The following is a 17,714-nucleotide window of genomic DNA, read 5'->3' as shown; positions in this document are numbered from 1 at the left end:
TATTCCTACGCTGAGATAATGACTATGTATCTATAACTTCTTGTTGGTACACCTGTCACTGCTTAAAAAGGATTTGGATAATGAATTGCTGGTTCGGATAATAAATTTCTAGTTTGGATAATAAAACCGTCAGTTCAAATCACAAATATGTGCGTATCTTCTATTAAAAACAAGGCTCTGTTAAACGATAATGTTGTTTTTGGGAAGGGAATCTGCGAGACTCCTGCGGAAAAACGGGCTGGCAAGACCCCGCAGCGAGGTACGAGTGAGGAGGCTTGCCAGTTCGTCCGCGGAAAGCGAGTAGATTCCATGACCATTTGAAAATCAACAATGGAATTTAACAGAGCCAAAAACAAAAAAACCGCCTACCAGAGTAAAATCCTCTAGTAGGCGGCTCTTTTTTTTACACTTGGTCGCTTCCGAAGAAGTTACGGAAGGATTGAAGTGTGGTGTCACGGTTTAGTGCTGCGATCGATGTTGTCAATGGAATGCCTTTCGGGCAAGACTGCACACAGTTTTGGGAATTCCCGCAGTTGGCCAGTCCTCCATCACCCATGATTGTGTTCAAGCGTTCTGCCTTGTTCATTTCCCCAGTAGGATGGGCATTGAATAGACGCACCTGTGAAAGTGGAGCAGGTCCGATGAAATCAGAATCGCTGTTAACGTTCGGACAAGCTTCTAGACAAACACCGCAAGTCATGCATTTGGACAATTCATATGCCCATTGACGCTTTCCTTCCGGCATACGAGGTCCTGGTCCAAGATTGTATGTGCCGTCGATCGGGATCCAGGCTTTTACTTTCTTTAATGAATCGAACATCCGGCTGCGATCTACCTGAAGGTCACGGACCACAGGGAATGTACGCATTGGCTCAAGCCGGATTGGCTGCTCCAATTTGTCGACTAGCGCTGTACATGATTGTCTTGGCTTCCCGTTAATGACCATGGAGCAAGCGCCGCAGACTTCTTCCAAACAGTTCATATCCCATGTAATTGGCGTTGTTTCCTGTCCATTTACAGTAACAGGGTTACGGCGAATTTCCATCAACGCTGAAATAACATTCATATTTGGACGGTATGCTAACTCGAATTCCTCTGTATAAGGGGCTGACTCAGGTGTATCTTGCCGTGAAATTACAAAACGTACTGTTTTAGTCATAGTCTCAGCCATTCCTTACTCCCCCTTTTTCTTTGAATAATCACGTTTACGAGGTTCAATAAGTGATACATCAATCTCTTCGTAGTGGAACGAAGGTGCAGAGTTGTGTCCTGTAAACGTAGCCATCGTAGTCTTCATGAACTCTTCATCATTACGGTCCGGGAATTCCGGTTTATAGTGAGCTCCGCGGCTTTCGTTACGGTTATAAGCACCAATTGTAATTACTCGTGCCAGTTGAAGCATATTTTGAAGCTGTCTCGTGAAGGTCGCTCCCTGATTGCTCCACTTAGCCGTATCGTTAATATTAATGTTTTGATAACGCTCCAAAAGCTCCTGGATTTTCTGATCTGTTTTAAGCAGCTTGTCATTATAACGCACTACCGTCACGTTATCTGTCATCCATTCTCCTAATTCTTTGTGGAGAACGTACGCATTTTCTGTACCATTCAAGTTCATGATGTGATTCCACTTTTCTTCTTGCTGTTTTGCGTGATTGTCATAAACAGTTGAAGAAACTGCATCCGAGGTTTTCTCCAAGCCATTAATATACTTAACAGCATTAGGTCCAGCCACCATACCGCCGTATATAGCGGAAAGAAGCGAATTAGCGCCTAAACGGTTTGCACCGTGCTGAGAGTAATCAGCTTCACCGGCTGCAAATAACCCTTTGATATTGGTCATCTGGTCATAATCTACCCAAAGACCGCCCATTGAATAGTGAACAGCAGGGAAGATTTTCATAGGAACTTTGCGAGGATCATCACCCATGAATTTTTCATAGATTTCAATAATGCCGCCAAGCTTAATATCAAGCTCTTTCGGATCTTTATGGGAAAGGTCAAGGTAAACCATGTTTTCGCCATTGATGCCAAGCTTTTGGCTTACGCAAACATCGAAAATTTCACGTGTAGCGATATCACGCGGTACAAGATTACCGTACGCTGGATATTTCTCTTCAAGGAAGTACCATGGCTTCCCGTCTTTATATGTCCAGACACGTCCACCTTCACCACGGGCAGATTCACTCATTAAGCGGAGTTTGTCGTCGCCAGGCAGTGCAGTCGGATGGATTTGGATGAATTCACCGTTCGCATAGTGGACCCCTTGCTGATAAACGATGGATGCTGCTGAACCTGTGTTAATGATGGAATTCGTCGATTTCCCGAAAATGATTCCAGGTCCGCCGCTTGCCATGATCACGGCGTCGCCAGGGAAGGATTTAATTTCCATGGAAGTCAAGTTTTGTCCAACGATCCCGCGGCAAATCTCTTCATCATCGATGACAGAGCCAAGGAATTCCCAGCCTTCGTATTTCGTTACAAGCCCTGCTACTTCATAACGGCGGACTTGCTCGTCCAATGCGTATAAGAGCTGCTGTCCTGTTGTTGCTCCGGCAAATGCTGTACGGTGATGCTGGGTTCCCCCAAAGCGGCGGAAATCAAGCAGACCTTCCGGTGTACGGTTGAACATAACCCCCATACGGTCAAACATATGAATAATGGATGGTGCCGCCTCGCACATTGCCTGAACAGGAGGCTGGTTAGCGAGGAAGTCTCCTCCATAAATCGTATCATCAAAGTGGATATAAGGTGAATCGCCTTCACCTTTTGTATTAACCGCTCCGTTAATTCCGCCCTGAGCACAAACAGAGTGAGAACGTTTTACCGGAACCAATGAAAATAAATCAACCTGTTGTCCAGCCTCTGCGACTTTGATGGTAGCCATTAAGCCGGCCAAACCACCGCCGACGACGATAATTTTACCTTTACTCAACCTTGCTCACTCCCTCTTAATCCAATCTCAAAGCTTTCGCAAGCTTTGAAAAATATCATCTCTATTATTTCATTAAACGAATGCTAGAATAGCGCTAACTCCCACATAAGAAAGCACAGCAAAGACTGCTATTGTTACATATGTAGAGATTCTTTGTGACTTCGGAGAAACTGTAATTCCCCAACTTACTGCGAATGACCATAACCCATTTGCAAAATGGAATGTGGTGGAAATGACACCGATGATGTAGAACGCCAGCATAAACGGGCTGGAAAGGATACTCTCCATCATATTAAAGTCCACATGAGCCCCAAATGCTGCTTGGACTCTTGTTTCCCAAACATGCCACACTACAAAAATAAATGTTATGATACCAGTCACACGCTGGAGCATGAACATCCAGTTTCGGAAATATCCATATCTGCCAACATTATTTTTCGCTGTAAAGGCGATATAGACACCGTAAATAGCATGATACGCTAACGGTAAATAAATAATAAAAATCTCAAGCCAGATACGGGCTGGCAACCCACCCATAAAATCAGATGCGCTGTTAAACGCCTCTTCTCCTCTTGTTGCGAAGCTGTTGACAAACAGATGCTGGATCAAAAACAGACCAACTGGAATAACCCCCAGTAAAGAATGCAGTCTGCGATTGGCAAACTCACGATTTCCTGCCACAAAGTGCCCCCCCTTAAATAATTACATCATCTTTCTGTTAAATCACATTTCATTTACTGTTTGTTTAATTGAAAGAAAAATATGATTCTACATTTCTTACAATTATGTGACATGTCCATTTTACTCTTCACTTTTAGACGCGTCAAGAAAACGGATACACAAATCTTTTTCCAAAATAGAAATATTTAAAATATTTAAAGTTAAAGAATAATGCCTTTCCTTCTCTTTTTTTCCTAACTATATTTATAGATATTTTACTATAATGTATCGTGATTTTTAAAATATCTATAATCTTATTAAAAAAATACTGATAACCTACAAAAAAAGTATATAATGTAGGTACAGAGAAAGGGGACAGCGATGAAAAAAGATACTACTGATTTACTACTAGAGAGAAAAGAAAATGACCAATCCCAATTCCCCGCATTCGGCTATGAACTAGTGAGAGAAATTTTACTGAATGACATCCTCGGCAAGGATTCCCCACAAATCCTCTATTGGGCTGGGAAAAGAATGGCGAGAAGATTTCCTCTTACTGAAAAAAATGAAATCATTGCTTTCTTTCAGAGTGCCGGCTGGGGTCATCTTGAGGTATTGAAAGAATCAAAAGATGAAATGGAGCTAGTCCTGACCGGTGATACTGTTGCCAGACGTTTTGATGTAGATGAACATTGCCACTTCCAGCTTGAAGCGGGATTTCTCGCAGAACAAATTAGCCTTAAAAAGAAATTTATTACAGAAGCCATAGAAGAGCCTAAGCGTCGTGCTAAAAAAGTAATCTTTACTGTTAAATGGGATAAAAGGGACTCATACGTTTAATACATGTTTATCAATGCCAGACCCCTTCACAACTTATTAATTGCGATTAGTTGTGTGGGGCCGGCCGTTAGACTGCCTTATGCTTTGACAGCTGCCCTTTCGTCAAGTTTAAAAGCGACGTGCAATGCTTCTACCGCTTTAACCATATGCCCCGCGTTAATCACCGTTGAGACCTTGATTTCAGAGGTGCTCACCATCCTTATTTGCATCCCTGAATCAGCCAATACTTCAAACATTTCTGCCGCAACTCCCGGATTGGATACCATCCCGGATCCTACAATGGACACCTTCGCAAGCCCGCTTTCCGTTTCCACTCTGTCAAATCCAAGAGTCTCCTTGCTCTTTTCGAGGACATTCAGTGTATCTTCAAGGTCAACCGTTTTAATTGAAAAAGATAGGTTAGTAGTTTGTTCTTCCGTGATGCTCTGGATAATGATATCTACATTTATATGATTTTTAGCAAGTAACGTAAAAATACCAGACAAAGTACCGCGAGTACTCGGTAGCCCGAAGATCGTTACCCTGGTAATTCCATCCTCAAACGCAATGCCCCTGACAATTAGGTTTTGTTCCATCGTTGCTTCCTCCTCGATTAACGTGCCCGTTTCTTTTTCAATGCTTGAGCGCACTTCAAGCGGGATTTGATAGTTTTTCGCAAATTCTACAGCCCTTGGATGCAGAACTCCCGCCCCTAAATTGGCTAACTCTAGCATCTCATCATATGAGACAGATTGAAGCTTTCTGGCATCTTTGATATAGCGTGGGTCGGTTGTAAACACACCCGTCACATCTGTATATATATCACAACGGTCGGCATTTAACGCTGCCGCAAGAGCGACAGCGGTCGTATCTGATCCACCTCTGCCCAATGTAGCGATTTCTCCACTTTCTGTCATCCCCTGAAAGCCGGCGACAACCACAATCTTTCCAAGCTCAAGCTGTTTTTTTATCCTTGAAGTGTCAATATCCATGATTCTTGCATTCCCGTGAACAGGTTCTGTCTTGATTCCTGCCTGCCACCCGGTGAAGGAAATGGCTTCATGGCCTTTTTGCAGTAATGCCATTGTGAGCAGGCCGATCGTAACCTGCTCACCTGTCGTCAGCAGCATATCCATTTCCCGTTTACTCGGAGCAGAAGAGATTTCCTTCGCCATTTCCACTAATTTATCTGTTGTCTTACCCATTGCCGACACAGCAACCACTACTTCATTGCCCTGCTCCACTTCTTCAATGACTCTTGTGGCGACATTATGTATTCTTTCAATATCTCCCACTGACGTGCCGCCAAACTTCTGAACGATCAATCCCACCATGCTGCACCCTCTCTGATTTTTGAAATAAAAAAAGCAATGAGAAATATCTCATTGCTGTGATGAACGTAAGAACGTATTACGCTGGACACAGTGAGATAGCTCCCCAAGAAAAAATCTTGACAATCTGCCATTTATTCAATGGCAGACCAGCCTGCAAACAGGTATGAGTCCTGTCTGGCTTCGGCGATTTCCCCTTTCAGAACCCATCAAAGAAGCTCATACTTCTCCAAGTTCTTACTAATGAATCTCGCACCTCTATCAGCACTTTAAAACAGTAAAGTTTTAATGTTATGAAATTAGTATTGATTATAGCATAGGAACAGTGTAGGAGCAATATCATTCCTGCAATCTTCTTACAATTTCCTCTGCTACTTTCTTTGGTATGCCCGCCTGGATAACCTCTTCCACGCTTGCTTCTTTCATTTTTTTAACAGAACCGAAATACTTCAGCAATTGTTTCCTGCGCTTTTCCCCAACTCCCTCAATATCATCGAGAAGGGATTGAAAAGCATTCTTCCCACGGATTTGGCGATGAAATGTAATCGCGAAACGATGCACTTCATCCTGGATTCTTTGGAGCAAATAAAATTCCTGGCTCCTCCTGTCAAGCGGAACTATTTCAAGCGGATTGCCGATCAACAGCTCGGATGTCCGGTGTTTCTCATCCTTTACAAGGCCCGCAAGCGGGATATCGAGTCCAAGCTCGTTTTCAAGAATGTCCCTGACCCCTTCGACATGTCCTTTGCCTCCGTCAATAATAATGAGATCGGGCAACGGAAGGCCTTCTTTCAATACCCTGGTATACCTTCTTCTAACGACCTCGCGCATCGATTCATAATCATCAGGGCCCTGTACAGATTTTATATTATATTTACGGTATTCCCGCTTATCCGATTTTCCGTCGATGAAAACGACAAGAGCGGATACCGGATTCGTTCCCTGGATATTCGAATTATCAAACGCTTCGATCCGATGCGGGGTATAAATCCCGAGTTGTTGACCAAGGCTTTCCACAGCTTTGATGGTCCGATCTTCATCGCGTTCGATGAGGGCGAATTTTTCTTGAAGGGCGATGCTGGCATTTTTGTTCGCCAGTTTTAACAGTTCCTTTTTCTGGCCTATTTTCGGATGTATGATTTTTACCTGCAGCAACCCTTCAGCAAGTCCCGCATCAATCGATTCTGGTAGAAGAATCTCCTTCGGCTTGAAGTGGTTGACCATTGAATAAAATTGGCCTAAATAGGTCAGGAGTTCCTGCTCAGGTTCATCGTAGATCGGAAATAAGGAAACATCACGCTCGATCAATTTCCCCTGCCTGATAAAAAAGACCTGTACACACATCCATCCCTTATCAAACGCAAATCCGAATACATCCCTGTCCGTAAAATCATTAGTCATCATTTTTTGCTTTTCCATCGTCACTTCAATACTGGTGATTTTGTCGCGGAATTCTTTGGCTCTTTCAAAGTCCATTTCTTCAGCCGCTGCATACATTTTCTCCGTCAATTCTTTTTTGACATCCTTATAGCCACCATTCAGAAAGCGGGTGATGTCATCGGTCATTTTTTTATATTCTTGTTCCTCGACCTCATAAACACAAGGTGCCAGGCATTGTCCGAGATGGTAATAAAGGCAGACGCGGTCAGGGAGTGTATTGCATTTTCGTAAAGGATAGATCCGGTCAAGCAGCTTTTTCGTTTCATTGGCCGCCAAAACGTTCGGATATGGTCCAAAATACTTACCGCGGTCTTTCTTCACTTTTCTTGTCGTGATCAAGCGTGGATGGCGTTCCGCCGTGAGCTTGATGAATGGATAGGTTTTATCGTCCTTAAGCATGACATTGTATTTCGGGCTGTGCTTCTTAATCAGGTTCAGCTCAAGTATAAGCGCTTCCATGTCCGACGAAGTCACAATATATTCAAAATCCTCTATTTCATTGACGAGCCTGAATGTCTTACCATCATGGGAGCCTGTGAAATAGGATCTTACCCGGTTTTTTAAAATCTTAGCTTTTCCTACGTAAATGATCGTTCCCTGGCGGTCCTTCATTATATAGCAGCCGGGTTGATCAGGTAATAATGTCAATTTATCTTTGATGTGCTGATTCATGTACTTCCCCCTATCTCCCATCAGCTCCATTATCTATATTAAAAATTCAAACCGTGAATATACTCTACTCAAATATACTATAAAATGCGCTTGAATGCCTTCATTTGTTGCGGTTCATAAGGTAGTGTCTCCTTATCTGCCAAAAAGAAAACTCGTCGATTGACGAGCCTTTTAAGGCGAAGACAGAGACGTAATACACAGAAAAGAAAAGTTCGCTGAAAGATACAACGTTTCCGACCGTTATCTCCCTATCGTTACTCGCGTTGGGTCTCCTGTAGAGGATGTAATTCGGTATAGGGATCCTGTCATATATGTGGCAGGATCCCTTTGAATATAAGATTTCTATTATTTAACAAATCCTGGAATCATTGATGTTCTGGTTCGCTACAAAAATGAAATTCCGGCTACAAAAGTCTGCATTCTCGCTACTAAATGATGCAAACTCGCTACAAAATCAATATTCCGGCTACAAAAATCCAGGCTCGCTACAAAAATGAATTTCCGGCTACAAAAGACTGTATTCTCGCTACTAAATGATGCAAACTCGCTACAAAATAAGAATTCCGGCTACAAAAATTCAGGCTCGCTACAAAAATGAATTTCCGGCTACAAAAGTCGGTATTCCCGCTACTAAATGATGAAAACTAGCTACAAAATCAATATTCCGACTACAAAAATCCAGTCTCGCTACAAAGTCAAAATTTCAGCTAACTCCGTCGAAAATCGACCGCGTCCCTTGGACAAAGTAATTCTGATAAAATCTGAGTTTGGATAACAAATACCTCAGTTCGGATAATAAATCCTGAGTCTGAATTAATTCCAAGTAGTTAGACATTTATAAAATTATAAAAGTTATACTTAGTTCGCACAAAAAAACTTCAAGCATAAAGCTTGAAGTTTTTTGGGATATTCCTTAAGCGTGTTTTGAAACCAATTCAGCAAGAGCTTCTTTCGGCTGGAAGCCGACAACTTTATCCACTACTTCGCCATTTTTGAAAAGAAGAAGTGTAGGAATGCTCATAACGCCGAATTTGCCAGCTGTTTCCTGGTTTTCATCAACATCGACTTTAACAATCTTTACTTTATCGCCCATTTCAGAATCTAGTTCTTGAAGGACGGGAGCAATCATTTTACAAGGACCGCACCATGGAGCCCAAAAATCTGCAAGAACAAGACCTTCTCCTGTTTCAGTTGTAAAGGATTGATCTGTTGCATTTACAATAGCCATAATAATAGCCTCCCTAAAAAATACTAAGTTGAAACTACACACAGTATATCATTGTTATCTTCAACCATGCTATTTATTTGCTCATTGCTAACATACCCTGTACGGACCGTGAATATTCACTATCCATACAGTCTAAACTGAAGGCATTTGCCACTGGCAAATGCCTTTTTTGTTATGAGTTAACCTTAAGCTTCTTGAATTCTTCGGTCAGCATCGGAATAACTTCAAATAGGTCTCCAACGATTCCGTAATCAGCAACTTTGAAGATGTTGGCTTCTGGGTCTTTGTTAATTGCAACAATTACTTTAGAGTTGGACATACCCGCTAAATGCTGGATTGCACCTGAGATACCGGCCGCAATATAAAGATCAGGAGTAACGACTTTACCTGTCTGACCGATTTGCAGAGAGTAATCGCAATAGTCAGCGTCACACGCACCACGGGAAGCACCTACGGCTCCGCCAAGGACTTGAGCAAGTTCTTTTAACGGTTCAAAGCCTTCTTCGCTCTTCACGCCGCGACCGCCCGCTATGATTACTTTCGCTTCTGAAAGGTCTACACCAACGCTGGCTTTGCGGACTACATCTTTAATGATTGTACGCAGATCCTTGATTTCCACTGATAAGGAAGAAACATCGCCTGAACGGGATTCGTCTTTTGCAAGCGGCTCGATGTTATTTGGACGAATTGTCGCAAACACAAGGCCCTCTGTCACGATTTTCTTTTCAAATGCTTTCCCTGAATAAATCGGGCGAGTAAATACAAGGTTTCCGCCTGTTTCCTCAATGGAAGTAACGTCTGATACTAGACCTGAATTTAGTTTACTCGCAATTCTTGGCGCAAGGTCTTTTCCTAGCGATGTATGGCCGAAGAAAATTCCTTCTGGGCTTTCTGCGTCAATTACAGCAAGCAATGCCTGGGAATATCCATCAGAAGTATATTGCTTTAATTTTTCATCTTCAACAGTGATGACCCGGTCAGCGCCGTATGCAATTAATTCATTTCCAAATGCACTGACAGTGTCCCCCACTAACACACCTACTACTTCTCCGCCTTCAGCAGCAAGCTTGGCAGCTCCAATAGCTTCAAATGATACGTTTCTTAGCGATCCGTCACGTGTTTCTCCCAATACGAGAACTTTTCTAGCCATTATAAAAACCTCCTGCTTATTTTTTAGATATCATGTTATATACAAACGCTGCCCTTCATGCAGCTATCATTTTCCAACGTTAATTAGATTACTTTCGCTTCCGTGCGAAGTAATTTTACAAGCTCGGACACTTGCTCGTTGATTTCACCGCTTAGCACTTTTCCTGCTTCTTTTTGAGGAGGAAGGAAAACTTCAAGCGTTTTTGTTTTGGCTTCCACATCATCTTCATCCAGATCTAAATCATCCAATTCCAATTCCTCAAGCGGCTTCTTCTTCGCTTTCATGATTCCCGGTAAAGAAGGATAGCGCGGCTCATTCAACCCTTGTTGGGCTGTTACAAGCAATGGAAGCGAAGTTTCGATCACTTCTGAGTCTCCTTCAACATCGCGTGTAACGCTTACATTCCCACCGTTTATTTCAAGCTTGGTAATCGTTGTGATATAAGGAATATTCAAGATTTCGGCAACACGTGGGCCAACTTGTCCAGAACCTCCGTCAATCGCAACGTTTCCACCTATAATGAGATCAGCTTCTTTATCTTTCAGATACTCAGCTAATATTTTGGCTGTCGTAAATTGATCGCCATTCTCGATGTCATCTTCGGTGTTGATCAACACCGCCTTATCAGCACCCATTGCCAAAGCTGTGCGCAACTGCTTTTCGGCTTCTTCATTGCCGACAGTGACAACGGTTACTTCTCCTTCTTGAGCATCGCGTACTTGAATCGCTTCCTCGACAGCGTACTCGTCGTAAGGATTAATGATAAATTCTGCTCCATCTTCATTGATTTTGCCATTTGAAAGAGTAATTTTTTCTTCTGTATCAAAGGTTCTTTTCAAGATTACATAAATATTCACGATAGTACCTCCCGATATATTAGGTTTTGAAGATTGTGATAATTATTAATAAAAGAATGCACTCAGGTCTCCTGATCATCCAGGAACCGACCAAGGCAGTCTGTTTATACAATTTTAATAAGGAGCTTTTACTTTCCTTTAAAAACAGGCTCTCTTTTTTCAATGAAGGCACTGATTCCTTCTTTTGCATCTTCAGATACAAATACAGTTCCGAAGCTTTCCGCTTCTTTCTGTACACCTTTATAATAATTCTCGTGTTTCGAATAGTTTAATAGTTCAATAGCCGCTTTAAGGGCAATCGGACTCTTTTTCGCAATCTTGAATGCCAGCTCCCTGGCCTTCGGCATTAACTCTTCCTCTGCATAGGCATGGTTGGCAAGCCCGTACTCTGCCGCCTCTTTACCCGAAATCGGTTCACTGGTAAACAACATTTCCGCTGCTTTTGCAGCTCCTACATAACGGGGGAGACGCTGTGTCCCCGCAAAACCAGGCACGAGCCCCAGCTGCAATTCAGGAAGCCCAAGTTTAGCTTTTTCAGTCACTAGCCGGATATGACAAGCCATCGCAAGTTCCAATCCTCCGCCTAACGCAGCTCCGTGTATGGCGGCGATAACCGGTTTAGGGTAGTTTTCAATTTTTTCGAACGTTTTCTGTCCATCAGTTGCTAAGCTTGAAAAACCCTCTCCGCTGCTAACCGTAGTGAATTCCTTAATATCTGCTCCCGCGGAGAAGAATTTACCTTCGCCGTGCAGCAAAACCACCCTGACCTCTTCATTCGTTTCCATCTCGGCAAACAGGGACGACAATTCTTTGATAATGGATGAAGATAGGGCATTTGCAGGCGGTCTTTGAATGGTAACAAAAGCAACCCCATTCTCAATTGTATAGCTTAAGAATTCCATTTGCTCACATCCTCTCATCATAATAAAAAAGCCACTTGCTATGTAGATAGGTGTTTAATATGGTGGGATGCTTTCGCATCCCCTTGCCCGTATTACATTTTGCAGCCGCATCCGCCTATCAATAACTGATGTACCGACTTCGCGAGCTTCGGCAATGCATACTTTTGCTCATTCATAACCCAAGTTGTAGCGGTCTCATCAATTGTGCCAAAAATCATCTGCCGTGCCAGCCTGTTATTGAGATCCGCGGAGAACTCCCCGCTTTCTTTGCCTTCGAGGATAATTTGGTCAATGAGTTTCAAATATCCACGCAAAACACTATTAATCCGCAATCTTAGTTCCTTGTTGGACTGCCGCAATTCAAGCTGGGTGACAATCGCGAGATGAGAGTCGTCTGAAAGTATTTGAAAATGTCTTTTAATCAATACTAACAGTTTCTCCGCAGCATTCGGTTTTCCTTTAATTTCTTCTTCAATTTGTTCAACAAGATACCCCAATTTCTCATGGAATAGTGATATTAAGATATCCTCTTTGTTTTTGAAATAAAGGTATATGGTTCCGTCAGCCACTCCAGCTTGTTTGGCAATCTTGGAAACCTGGGCTTGATGATAGCCGTTTTCAGCGATGGCGATAACGGCGGCATCAATGATTTGTTTGTATTTCGGTTTGTTTCTGTTCACAGGACTTCCCCTTCCAGAGAAAATGAATGAATCATCATTCATATTCTCATAATAGAATGGTGTCCCTTTGCTGTCAAGAAAAACTGTTTAAAGAATAACTAAAAATATCTTTGTAAGAATACAAACCTATTTTACCTGAAATAATCGTAAATTGTCCGGATTCTGTTTTTAAAATTTTTCCGTATATTAAGCTTGTTTGGCATCGTCCGATATTTTCTTTGTTTCTTCTTCGACAAGGGCTCTTCTTAAAATTTTACCAACTGTTGTTTTGGGAAGTTCATTCCTGAATTCATATTTTCTTGGAACCTTATAGGAAGCAAGGTGCTTTCTCGCAAATTCATTTAACTCTTCCTCCGTGACAGTTGCGCCTTCTTTTAAGACGATGTAAGCTTTGACCGTTTCTCCTCGGTATGGATCCGGCACTCCCGCAACGACGAGCTCTTGAATTGCTTCATGCTCATATAGCACTTCTTCAATCTCTCGCGGGTAAATGTTGAATCCGCCTGCGATGATTGTATCCTTTTTACGATCTACGACATAAAAGAATCCTTTTTCATCCATATATCCAAGATCGCCGGTTAAAAACCAGCCATTTTTAAAGGTTGCCTCTGTATCTTCTGGACGATTCCAATATCCCTTCATGACTTGAGGTCCTTTTATCGCAATTTCCCCAATTTCACTAGTCTCGACCGGTTCTCCGGTTTCCAATGATAAAATCGCAGCATCCGTGTCAGGCCATGGTACACCAATGCTTCCCTTTACTCGCGGCTCATCCCATACAAAGTTCGCGTGCGTAACAGGAGATGTCTCCGAAAGCCCGTATCCTTCCACCAATTTCCCTCCTGTTGCCTTTTCGAATCTGTCCTGGATTTCAACCGGAAGCGGCGCAGATCCGCTGACACATGCGTCAATCGATGATAGATCGTATTTTGCAAGATCAGGGTGGTTCAGCAACCCGATATAGATCGTCGGGGCCCCAGGGAATATGGTTGGACGCTGTTTGTGAATCGTTTTCAGAGTGGTAGTGGGATCGAACTTTGGTAATAGTATCATTTTTTGTGCTTGAAGAATAGCAGAGATCATGACAGTTGTCATTCCATAAACGTGGAAGAAAGGTAAAATCCCAAGGATGCTTTCTTCTCCTCTTTTGGACTTGTAGAGCCATGCTTCACTCATTTGTGCATTCGTTAAGAGATTTTTATGGGTAAGCATGACACCTTTTGGAAATCCAGTTGTTCCTCCCGTATATTGCAGCAAGGCCAAGTCATTTTCAATATCTATCGGTATATTTATTTCTTCCGGAACATCACTTTTCAGTATTTCCTTTAACAAGTGGTTATTTCCTTCATGCTCGACGTTTACGACAATGCCATACTCCTTCTTCTGTATAAATGGATAAATGAGGTTTTTCGGAAATGGCAAATAATCTTTGATAGCGGTTACAATTACATGCTCAATGTCTGTAGCCTGGACCACATTGGTCACCCGTGGAAATAATAGATCCATTGTTACAATAGCTTTTGCGCCTGAATCCTTCATTTGATATTCGAGCTCGCGTTCCGTGTATGTCGGGTTCGTCTGCACGACGATTCCGCCAGCCATTAAGATTCCAAAATAACTGATGACAGCCGGTGGTATGTTCGGAAGCATGATCGCAACCCTGTCTCCTTTTTTTATGCCAAGCTCTTTCAAATAGGCCGCAAACTTCAATGAAGACTCATACACCTCTTTAAAAGTTAGCTCCTTACCCATAAAGTGGATGGACACTTTATCTGGAAACTCCAAGCTTGAGTCTTTTAAGAAAGACTGCAAAGGTTTTTCTTCATAAGTCAAAGTTGTCGGAATTTCTGCAGGATATAATCCCTGCCATGGTCTGTTATTCATCTTACCCCTCCCCTTAACAATTTTGTAAAAATTCAAACATTTCAATTACATTATAATATAACGGACTTTCTGTGACAAATATAGAAAACCGGAAGGGCCCTGCAAGAGAATCGCCATATATACCCGATAAAATCTGCCACATCAAGTGGTGACGCCGGTGCAAGTCAAGTCTTATATGTTTGTTGCTAGGCTCCTGTCAAAATTAAAAGAATTATACTCTTACTTGTAGAGAAACAGCCTGCCATTAACGCAGACTGTTTCAGTATGTCTATATTACAATAGATATATAATTCCCAGCAAAATAAAAACGCCGCACACCACCAGCAAGACTTTAGCGAGTTTCTCCATAAAAAAATCTCCCCTTTATTACGAAATGCCCGCGCCAATTACATAGGATAATCCGATGGAAATAATCATCGATATCAACCCTATCGCTCGATTATCCTTTTCTATCTCTTCATCAATCTTAAAGCCGGGAGTTAAAAATTCAAACAAAAAGTATCCCACCAGCAACAGGAAGAATCCGTATACTCCCCAGCCAATCATTGTCAATAAGGAATCATGCTGCAATATTGAATGACGGAATATATTTGAGATTCCAAATATTTTTCCGCCGGTGGCCATGGCAACTGACAGGTTTCCCTTTTTGATTTCTTCCCAGTTTTTATATTTCGTTACCAGCTCAAATACCGCTAAAAATACAAAAATGCATAAAACCACGACACTGTAATAGGCTGCTATATAAACATACTCATTTTCCCAAAAATTCGCCATAATTTTAAACTCCCCCGGATCTGAGGCTTATTTGAATTCAACAATCGTTACCCCTGAACCGCCTTCACCTGCTTCACCAAATCGTACCCGTTTTACTGCACGGTGATTTTTCAAATATTCCTGGACACCTTGCCTTAACGCTCCTGTTCCTTTGCCATGGATGATCGATACACGGGGATAAGCGGCCAATAAAGCGTCATCAATATATTTTTCAACCCTTGAAAGGGCATTTTCGTAACGTTCGCCGCGCAAATCAAGCTCAAGGCTGACATGATAATCCTTTCCTCTGACCGTAGCAAGATGCTTGGTCTGTTTTGGCTTCGGACTGGCTGTGAATTCCAAATCAGTTTCTTTTACTTTCATTTTCATAATCCCCATTTGAACCTGCCATTCATTGTTGGAAACCTTCTCGATCAGGTGACCTTTTTGATTGAAAGAGATGACCTTTACTTCATCACCCGGCTTTAGTGTACGGTCGCTTTTCACATTCTGGATTTTCTTTGATTTTTTCACCGCTGGGGCAGACTCTTCCAGCCGTTTTCTTGCATCGATCAATTCGTGTTCTTTTACTTGTGCATTTTGTTGTAGCCGCATCCTGCGTAAATCGGAGATGACTTCTTCCGCTTCTTCCTTCGCCTTTTCCACGAGCTTAGCCGCTTTATCCGCGGCTTTTTCCATCATGGCATCTCTTTCTTCATAAGAATCCATCGTCTGCTTTTGAAGATCCTTATGAAGTTTTTCGGCCTGTTTCAAATAATCGCCGGCCTCGAGTCTGTCCTGTTCAGCCTGGCGTCTGCTTTCTTCCAAGGAAGCGATCATGTTTTCCACTTTGTTTGTATCGGCCCCAATATGGCTGCGCGCATTTTCGATGACAGCATCGTTCAGACCCAGCCGTTTGGAAATCTCAAATGCATTGCTTCGCCCTGGTACACCAATCAATAATTTGTAGGTTGGCCTTAGCGATTCCACATCAAATTCGACACTGGCATTACTTACGCCCGAACGGTCATATCCATATGCCTTTAACTCAGGATAATGGGTGGTGGCAATAACTCGTGCTCCCCGGCTGTATACTTCATCGAGAATGGAAATGGCAAGCGCGGCTCCTTCCTGAGGATCCGTTCCTGCACCCAGTTCATCAAATAAGACAAGGCTGTCATGATCGGCAGCTTTTAGGATTTCCACAATGTTTACCATATGAGACGAAAACGTACTCAAGCTTTGCTCAATCGATTGCTCATCTCCGATATCAGCAAAAACAGATTGAAAAACAGCTGTTTCCGACCCATCGAGCGCGGGTATTTGAAGACCGGCCTGTGCCATTAACGTACAGAGACCGATCGTTTTAAGTGTAACCGTCTTACCGCCAGTGTTAGGACCTGTGATGACAATCGTCGTAAACTCTTCGCCGAGATAAATATCATTAGGGACGACTACACCCGCCGGTATGAGCGGGTGTTTGGCTTTAAACAGCTTCACCCTGCCTTCGTTGTTCATGGCAGGCTTAGAAGCCTTGATGTCTTTTGCGTATTTTGCTTTTGCAAAGATAAAATCCAGTTGTGCGAGCACTTTTACATTTTGGAGAAGCTCATGGGTATGTCCGGCGACAGCCGCTGACAATTCTATCAAAATCCGCTCGATTTCCTGCTGCTCTTTTACTCGGGTTTCCTGAAGGACATTGTTCAACTCGACAATGACCTGTGGTTCAATGAACAATGTTTGTCCTGATGATGATTGATCATGGATGATGCCGCCGTAGCTACTTCGGTATTCCTGTTTGACAGGGATGACAAAGCGGTCATTACGAATCGTTATAATCGCGTCAGAAAGCATTTTCTGGGCATTGGAAGAACGGATCATGCTTTCCAGTTTTTCGCGCACCCGTCTTTCATTCGTTCTCAATTGATTGCGCAATGTTCTCAGCTTTTCACTTGCCGAGTCAAGTACTTCACCATGCTCGCCTATACACTCAGTGATCGTTTGCTGAAGCTCTTGCAGCGGAACAAGGTCGCTTATATATTCATTGATCAAGTCCAGTTCATGTTCTTCTTCCCCCATCTCTTCAAAAAAACGGGTGAGAATCCGGCCTGCGCGAATCGTGCTTGCGATTTCCATCAATTCCTGAGGGTTTAGCATCCCGCCAATCTGCGCTCTCTTTGCATGAGGGCGAATATCAAATATCCCGCCGAGTGGCACATTTCCTTTCATGCGAATGACCTTTGCTGCTTCATCCGTTTCATCCTGCCACTTAATAACCTCTTCAAGATCAGAAGAAGGCTTTAATTGCTCCGCCTTCTCCCTCCCAATTCCTGAGGAAGTGAACGCTAAAAGATGTTCTTTAATTTTATCGAACTCCAATGTTTTTAACACTTTATCATGCATGGA

General features: G+C 42.7%; 14 protein-coding genes and 1 riboswitch. Of the genes, 1 reads left to right on the top strand and 13 read right to left on the bottom strand.

What is annotated here, in order from left to right; genetic code table 11:
* Positions 1 to 403: 403 nt before the first annotated feature.
* The 3 genes from sdhB to LQ216_RS12605 all read right to left on the bottom strand — a co-directional run bounded on the left by sdhB (position 404) and on the right by LQ216_RS12605 (position 3,613).
* On the bottom strand, positions 404 to 1,171 hold the full coding sequence (gene sdhB, locus LQ216_RS12615; RefSeq protein WP_230129775.1) for a succinate dehydrogenase iron-sulfur subunit: 768 nt from the start codon (positions 1,169 to 1,171) through the stop codon (positions 404 to 406).
* Between the two features lie 3 nt (positions 1,172 to 1,174).
* Positions 1,175 to 2,932, bottom strand: a complete 1,758-nt coding sequence (sdhA, locus tag LQ216_RS12610; RefSeq protein WP_230129773.1) for a succinate dehydrogenase flavoprotein subunit — start codon at positions 2,930 to 2,932, stop codon at positions 1,175 to 1,177.
* Between the two features lie 72 nt (positions 2,933 to 3,004).
* Positions 3,005 to 3,613 (bottom strand): succinate dehydrogenase cytochrome b558 subunit, encoded by a 609-nt coding sequence (locus LQ216_RS12605; protein ID WP_230129771.1) that lies wholly within the window; start codon positions 3,611 to 3,613, stop codon positions 3,005 to 3,007.
* Positions 3,614 to 3,973: 360 nt separating this feature from the next.
* Here LQ216_RS12605 and LQ216_RS12600 point away from each other — a divergent pair, with 360 nt between their 5' ends.
* Positions 3,974 to 4,432 (top strand): YslB family protein, encoded by a 459-nt coding sequence (locus LQ216_RS12600; RefSeq protein ID WP_230129770.1) that lies wholly within the window; start codon positions 3,974 to 3,976, stop codon positions 4,430 to 4,432.
* Positions 4,433 to 4,509: 77 nt separating this feature from the next.
* Here LQ216_RS12600 and LQ216_RS12595 read toward each other — a convergent pair whose 3' ends face one another.
* The 10 genes from LQ216_RS12595 to LQ216_RS12550 form a co-directional block, all read right to left on the bottom strand.
* Entirely contained in the window at positions 4,510 to 5,742 is a 1,233-nt protein-coding gene (locus LQ216_RS12595; protein ID WP_230129939.1) for an aspartate kinase, read from the bottom strand.
* A gap of 91 nt (positions 5,743 to 5,833) precedes the next feature.
* Positions 5,834 to 6,011: riboswitch (Lysine riboswitch) on the bottom strand.
* A 70-nt stretch (positions 6,012 to 6,081) separates the two neighbouring features.
* Positions 6,082 to 7,854: an excinuclease ABC subunit UvrC gene (uvrC, locus tag LQ216_RS12590; protein WP_230129768.1), complete on the bottom strand. Its 1,773-nt coding sequence runs from the start codon at positions 7,852 to 7,854 to the stop codon at positions 6,082 to 6,084.
* A 913-nt stretch (positions 7,855 to 8,767) separates the two neighbouring features.
* Complete coding sequence (gene trxA, locus LQ216_RS12585) at positions 8,768 to 9,082, bottom strand: thioredoxin (RefSeq protein WP_230129759.1); 315 nt, start codon at positions 9,080 to 9,082, stop codon at positions 8,768 to 8,770.
* A 172-nt stretch (positions 9,083 to 9,254) separates the two neighbouring features.
* Positions 9,255 to 10,232: an electron transfer flavoprotein subunit alpha/FixB family protein gene (locus tag LQ216_RS12580; protein ID WP_230129755.1), complete on the bottom strand. Its 978-nt coding sequence runs from the start codon at positions 10,230 to 10,232 to the stop codon at positions 9,255 to 9,257.
* Positions 10,233 to 10,315: 83 nt separating this feature from the next.
* Positions 10,316 to 11,089, bottom strand: coding sequence for an electron transfer flavoprotein subunit beta/FixA family protein (locus tag LQ216_RS12575; protein WP_230129754.1), 774 nt, complete (start codon positions 11,087 to 11,089; stop codon positions 10,316 to 10,318).
* Between the two features lie 128 nt (positions 11,090 to 11,217).
* Positions 11,218 to 11,991: an enoyl-CoA hydratase gene (locus tag LQ216_RS12570; protein WP_230129753.1), complete on the bottom strand. Its 774-nt coding sequence runs from the start codon at positions 11,989 to 11,991 to the stop codon at positions 11,218 to 11,220.
* A 92-nt stretch (positions 11,992 to 12,083) separates the two neighbouring features.
* Positions 12,084 to 12,671 (bottom strand): TetR/AcrR family transcriptional regulator, encoded by a 588-nt coding sequence (locus LQ216_RS12565; RefSeq protein WP_230129746.1) that lies wholly within the window; start codon positions 12,669 to 12,671, stop codon positions 12,084 to 12,086.
* A gap of 186 nt (positions 12,672 to 12,857) precedes the next feature.
* A complete protein-coding gene (locus tag LQ216_RS12560) occupies positions 12,858 to 14,555 on the bottom strand; it encodes an AMP-binding protein (protein ID WP_230129745.1) in 1,698 nt (565 codons plus the stop codon).
* A 366-nt stretch (positions 14,556 to 14,921) separates the two neighbouring features.
* Positions 14,922 to 15,329 (bottom strand): DUF350 domain-containing protein, encoded by a 408-nt coding sequence (locus LQ216_RS12555; protein ID WP_230129741.1) that lies wholly within the window; start codon positions 15,327 to 15,329, stop codon positions 14,922 to 14,924.
* 27 nt (positions 15,330 to 15,356) lie between these two features.
* Positions 15,357 to 17,711: an endonuclease MutS2 gene (locus tag LQ216_RS12550; RefSeq protein ID WP_230129739.1), complete on the bottom strand. Its 2,355-nt coding sequence runs from the start codon at positions 17,709 to 17,711 to the stop codon at positions 15,357 to 15,359.
* Between the last annotated feature and the right edge of the window lie 3 nt (positions 17,712 to 17,714).

Source organism: Bacillus sp. CECT 9360, from assembly GCF_918741275.1.
Lineage (GTDB): Bacteria > Bacillota > Bacilli > Bacillales > DSM-1321 > Peribacillus.
This window is presented reverse-complemented; position numbering and strand designations above follow the sequence as displayed.

Bases quoted from the DNA above. Each gene is read 5' to 3' on its own strand.
- trxA (WP_230129759.1), bottom strand. From the start codon at position 9,082: ATGGCTATTGTAAATGCAACAGATCAATCCTTTACAACTGAAACAGGA.
- LQ216_RS12600 (WP_230129770.1), top strand. From the start codon at position 3,974: ATGAAAAAAGATACTACTGATTTACTACTAGAGAGAAAAGAAAATGAC.
- sdhB (WP_230129775.1), bottom strand. From the start codon at position 1,171: ATGGCTGAGACTATGACTAAAACAGTACGTTTTGTAATTTCACGGCAA.
- LQ216_RS12555 (WP_230129741.1), bottom strand. From the start codon at position 15,329: ATGGCGAATTTTTGGGAAAATGAGTATGTTTATATAGCAGCCTATTAC.
- LQ216_RS12560 (WP_230129745.1), bottom strand. From the start codon at position 14,555: ATGAATAACAGACCATGGCAGGGATTATATCCTGCAGAAATTCCGACA.
- LQ216_RS12570 (WP_230129753.1), bottom strand. From the start codon at position 11,991: ATGGAATTCTTAAGCTATACAATTGAGAATGGGGTTGCTTTTGTTACC.
- LQ216_RS12550 (WP_230129739.1), bottom strand. From the start codon at position 17,711: ATGCATGATAAAGTGTTAAAAACATTGGAGTTCGATAAAATTAAAGAA.
- uvrC (WP_230129768.1), bottom strand. From the start codon at position 7,854: ATGAATCAGCACATCAAAGATAAATTGACATTATTACCTGATCAACCC.
- LQ216_RS12580 (WP_230129755.1), bottom strand. From the start codon at position 10,232: ATGGCTAGAAAAGTTCTCGTATTGGGAGAAACACGTGACGGATCGCTA.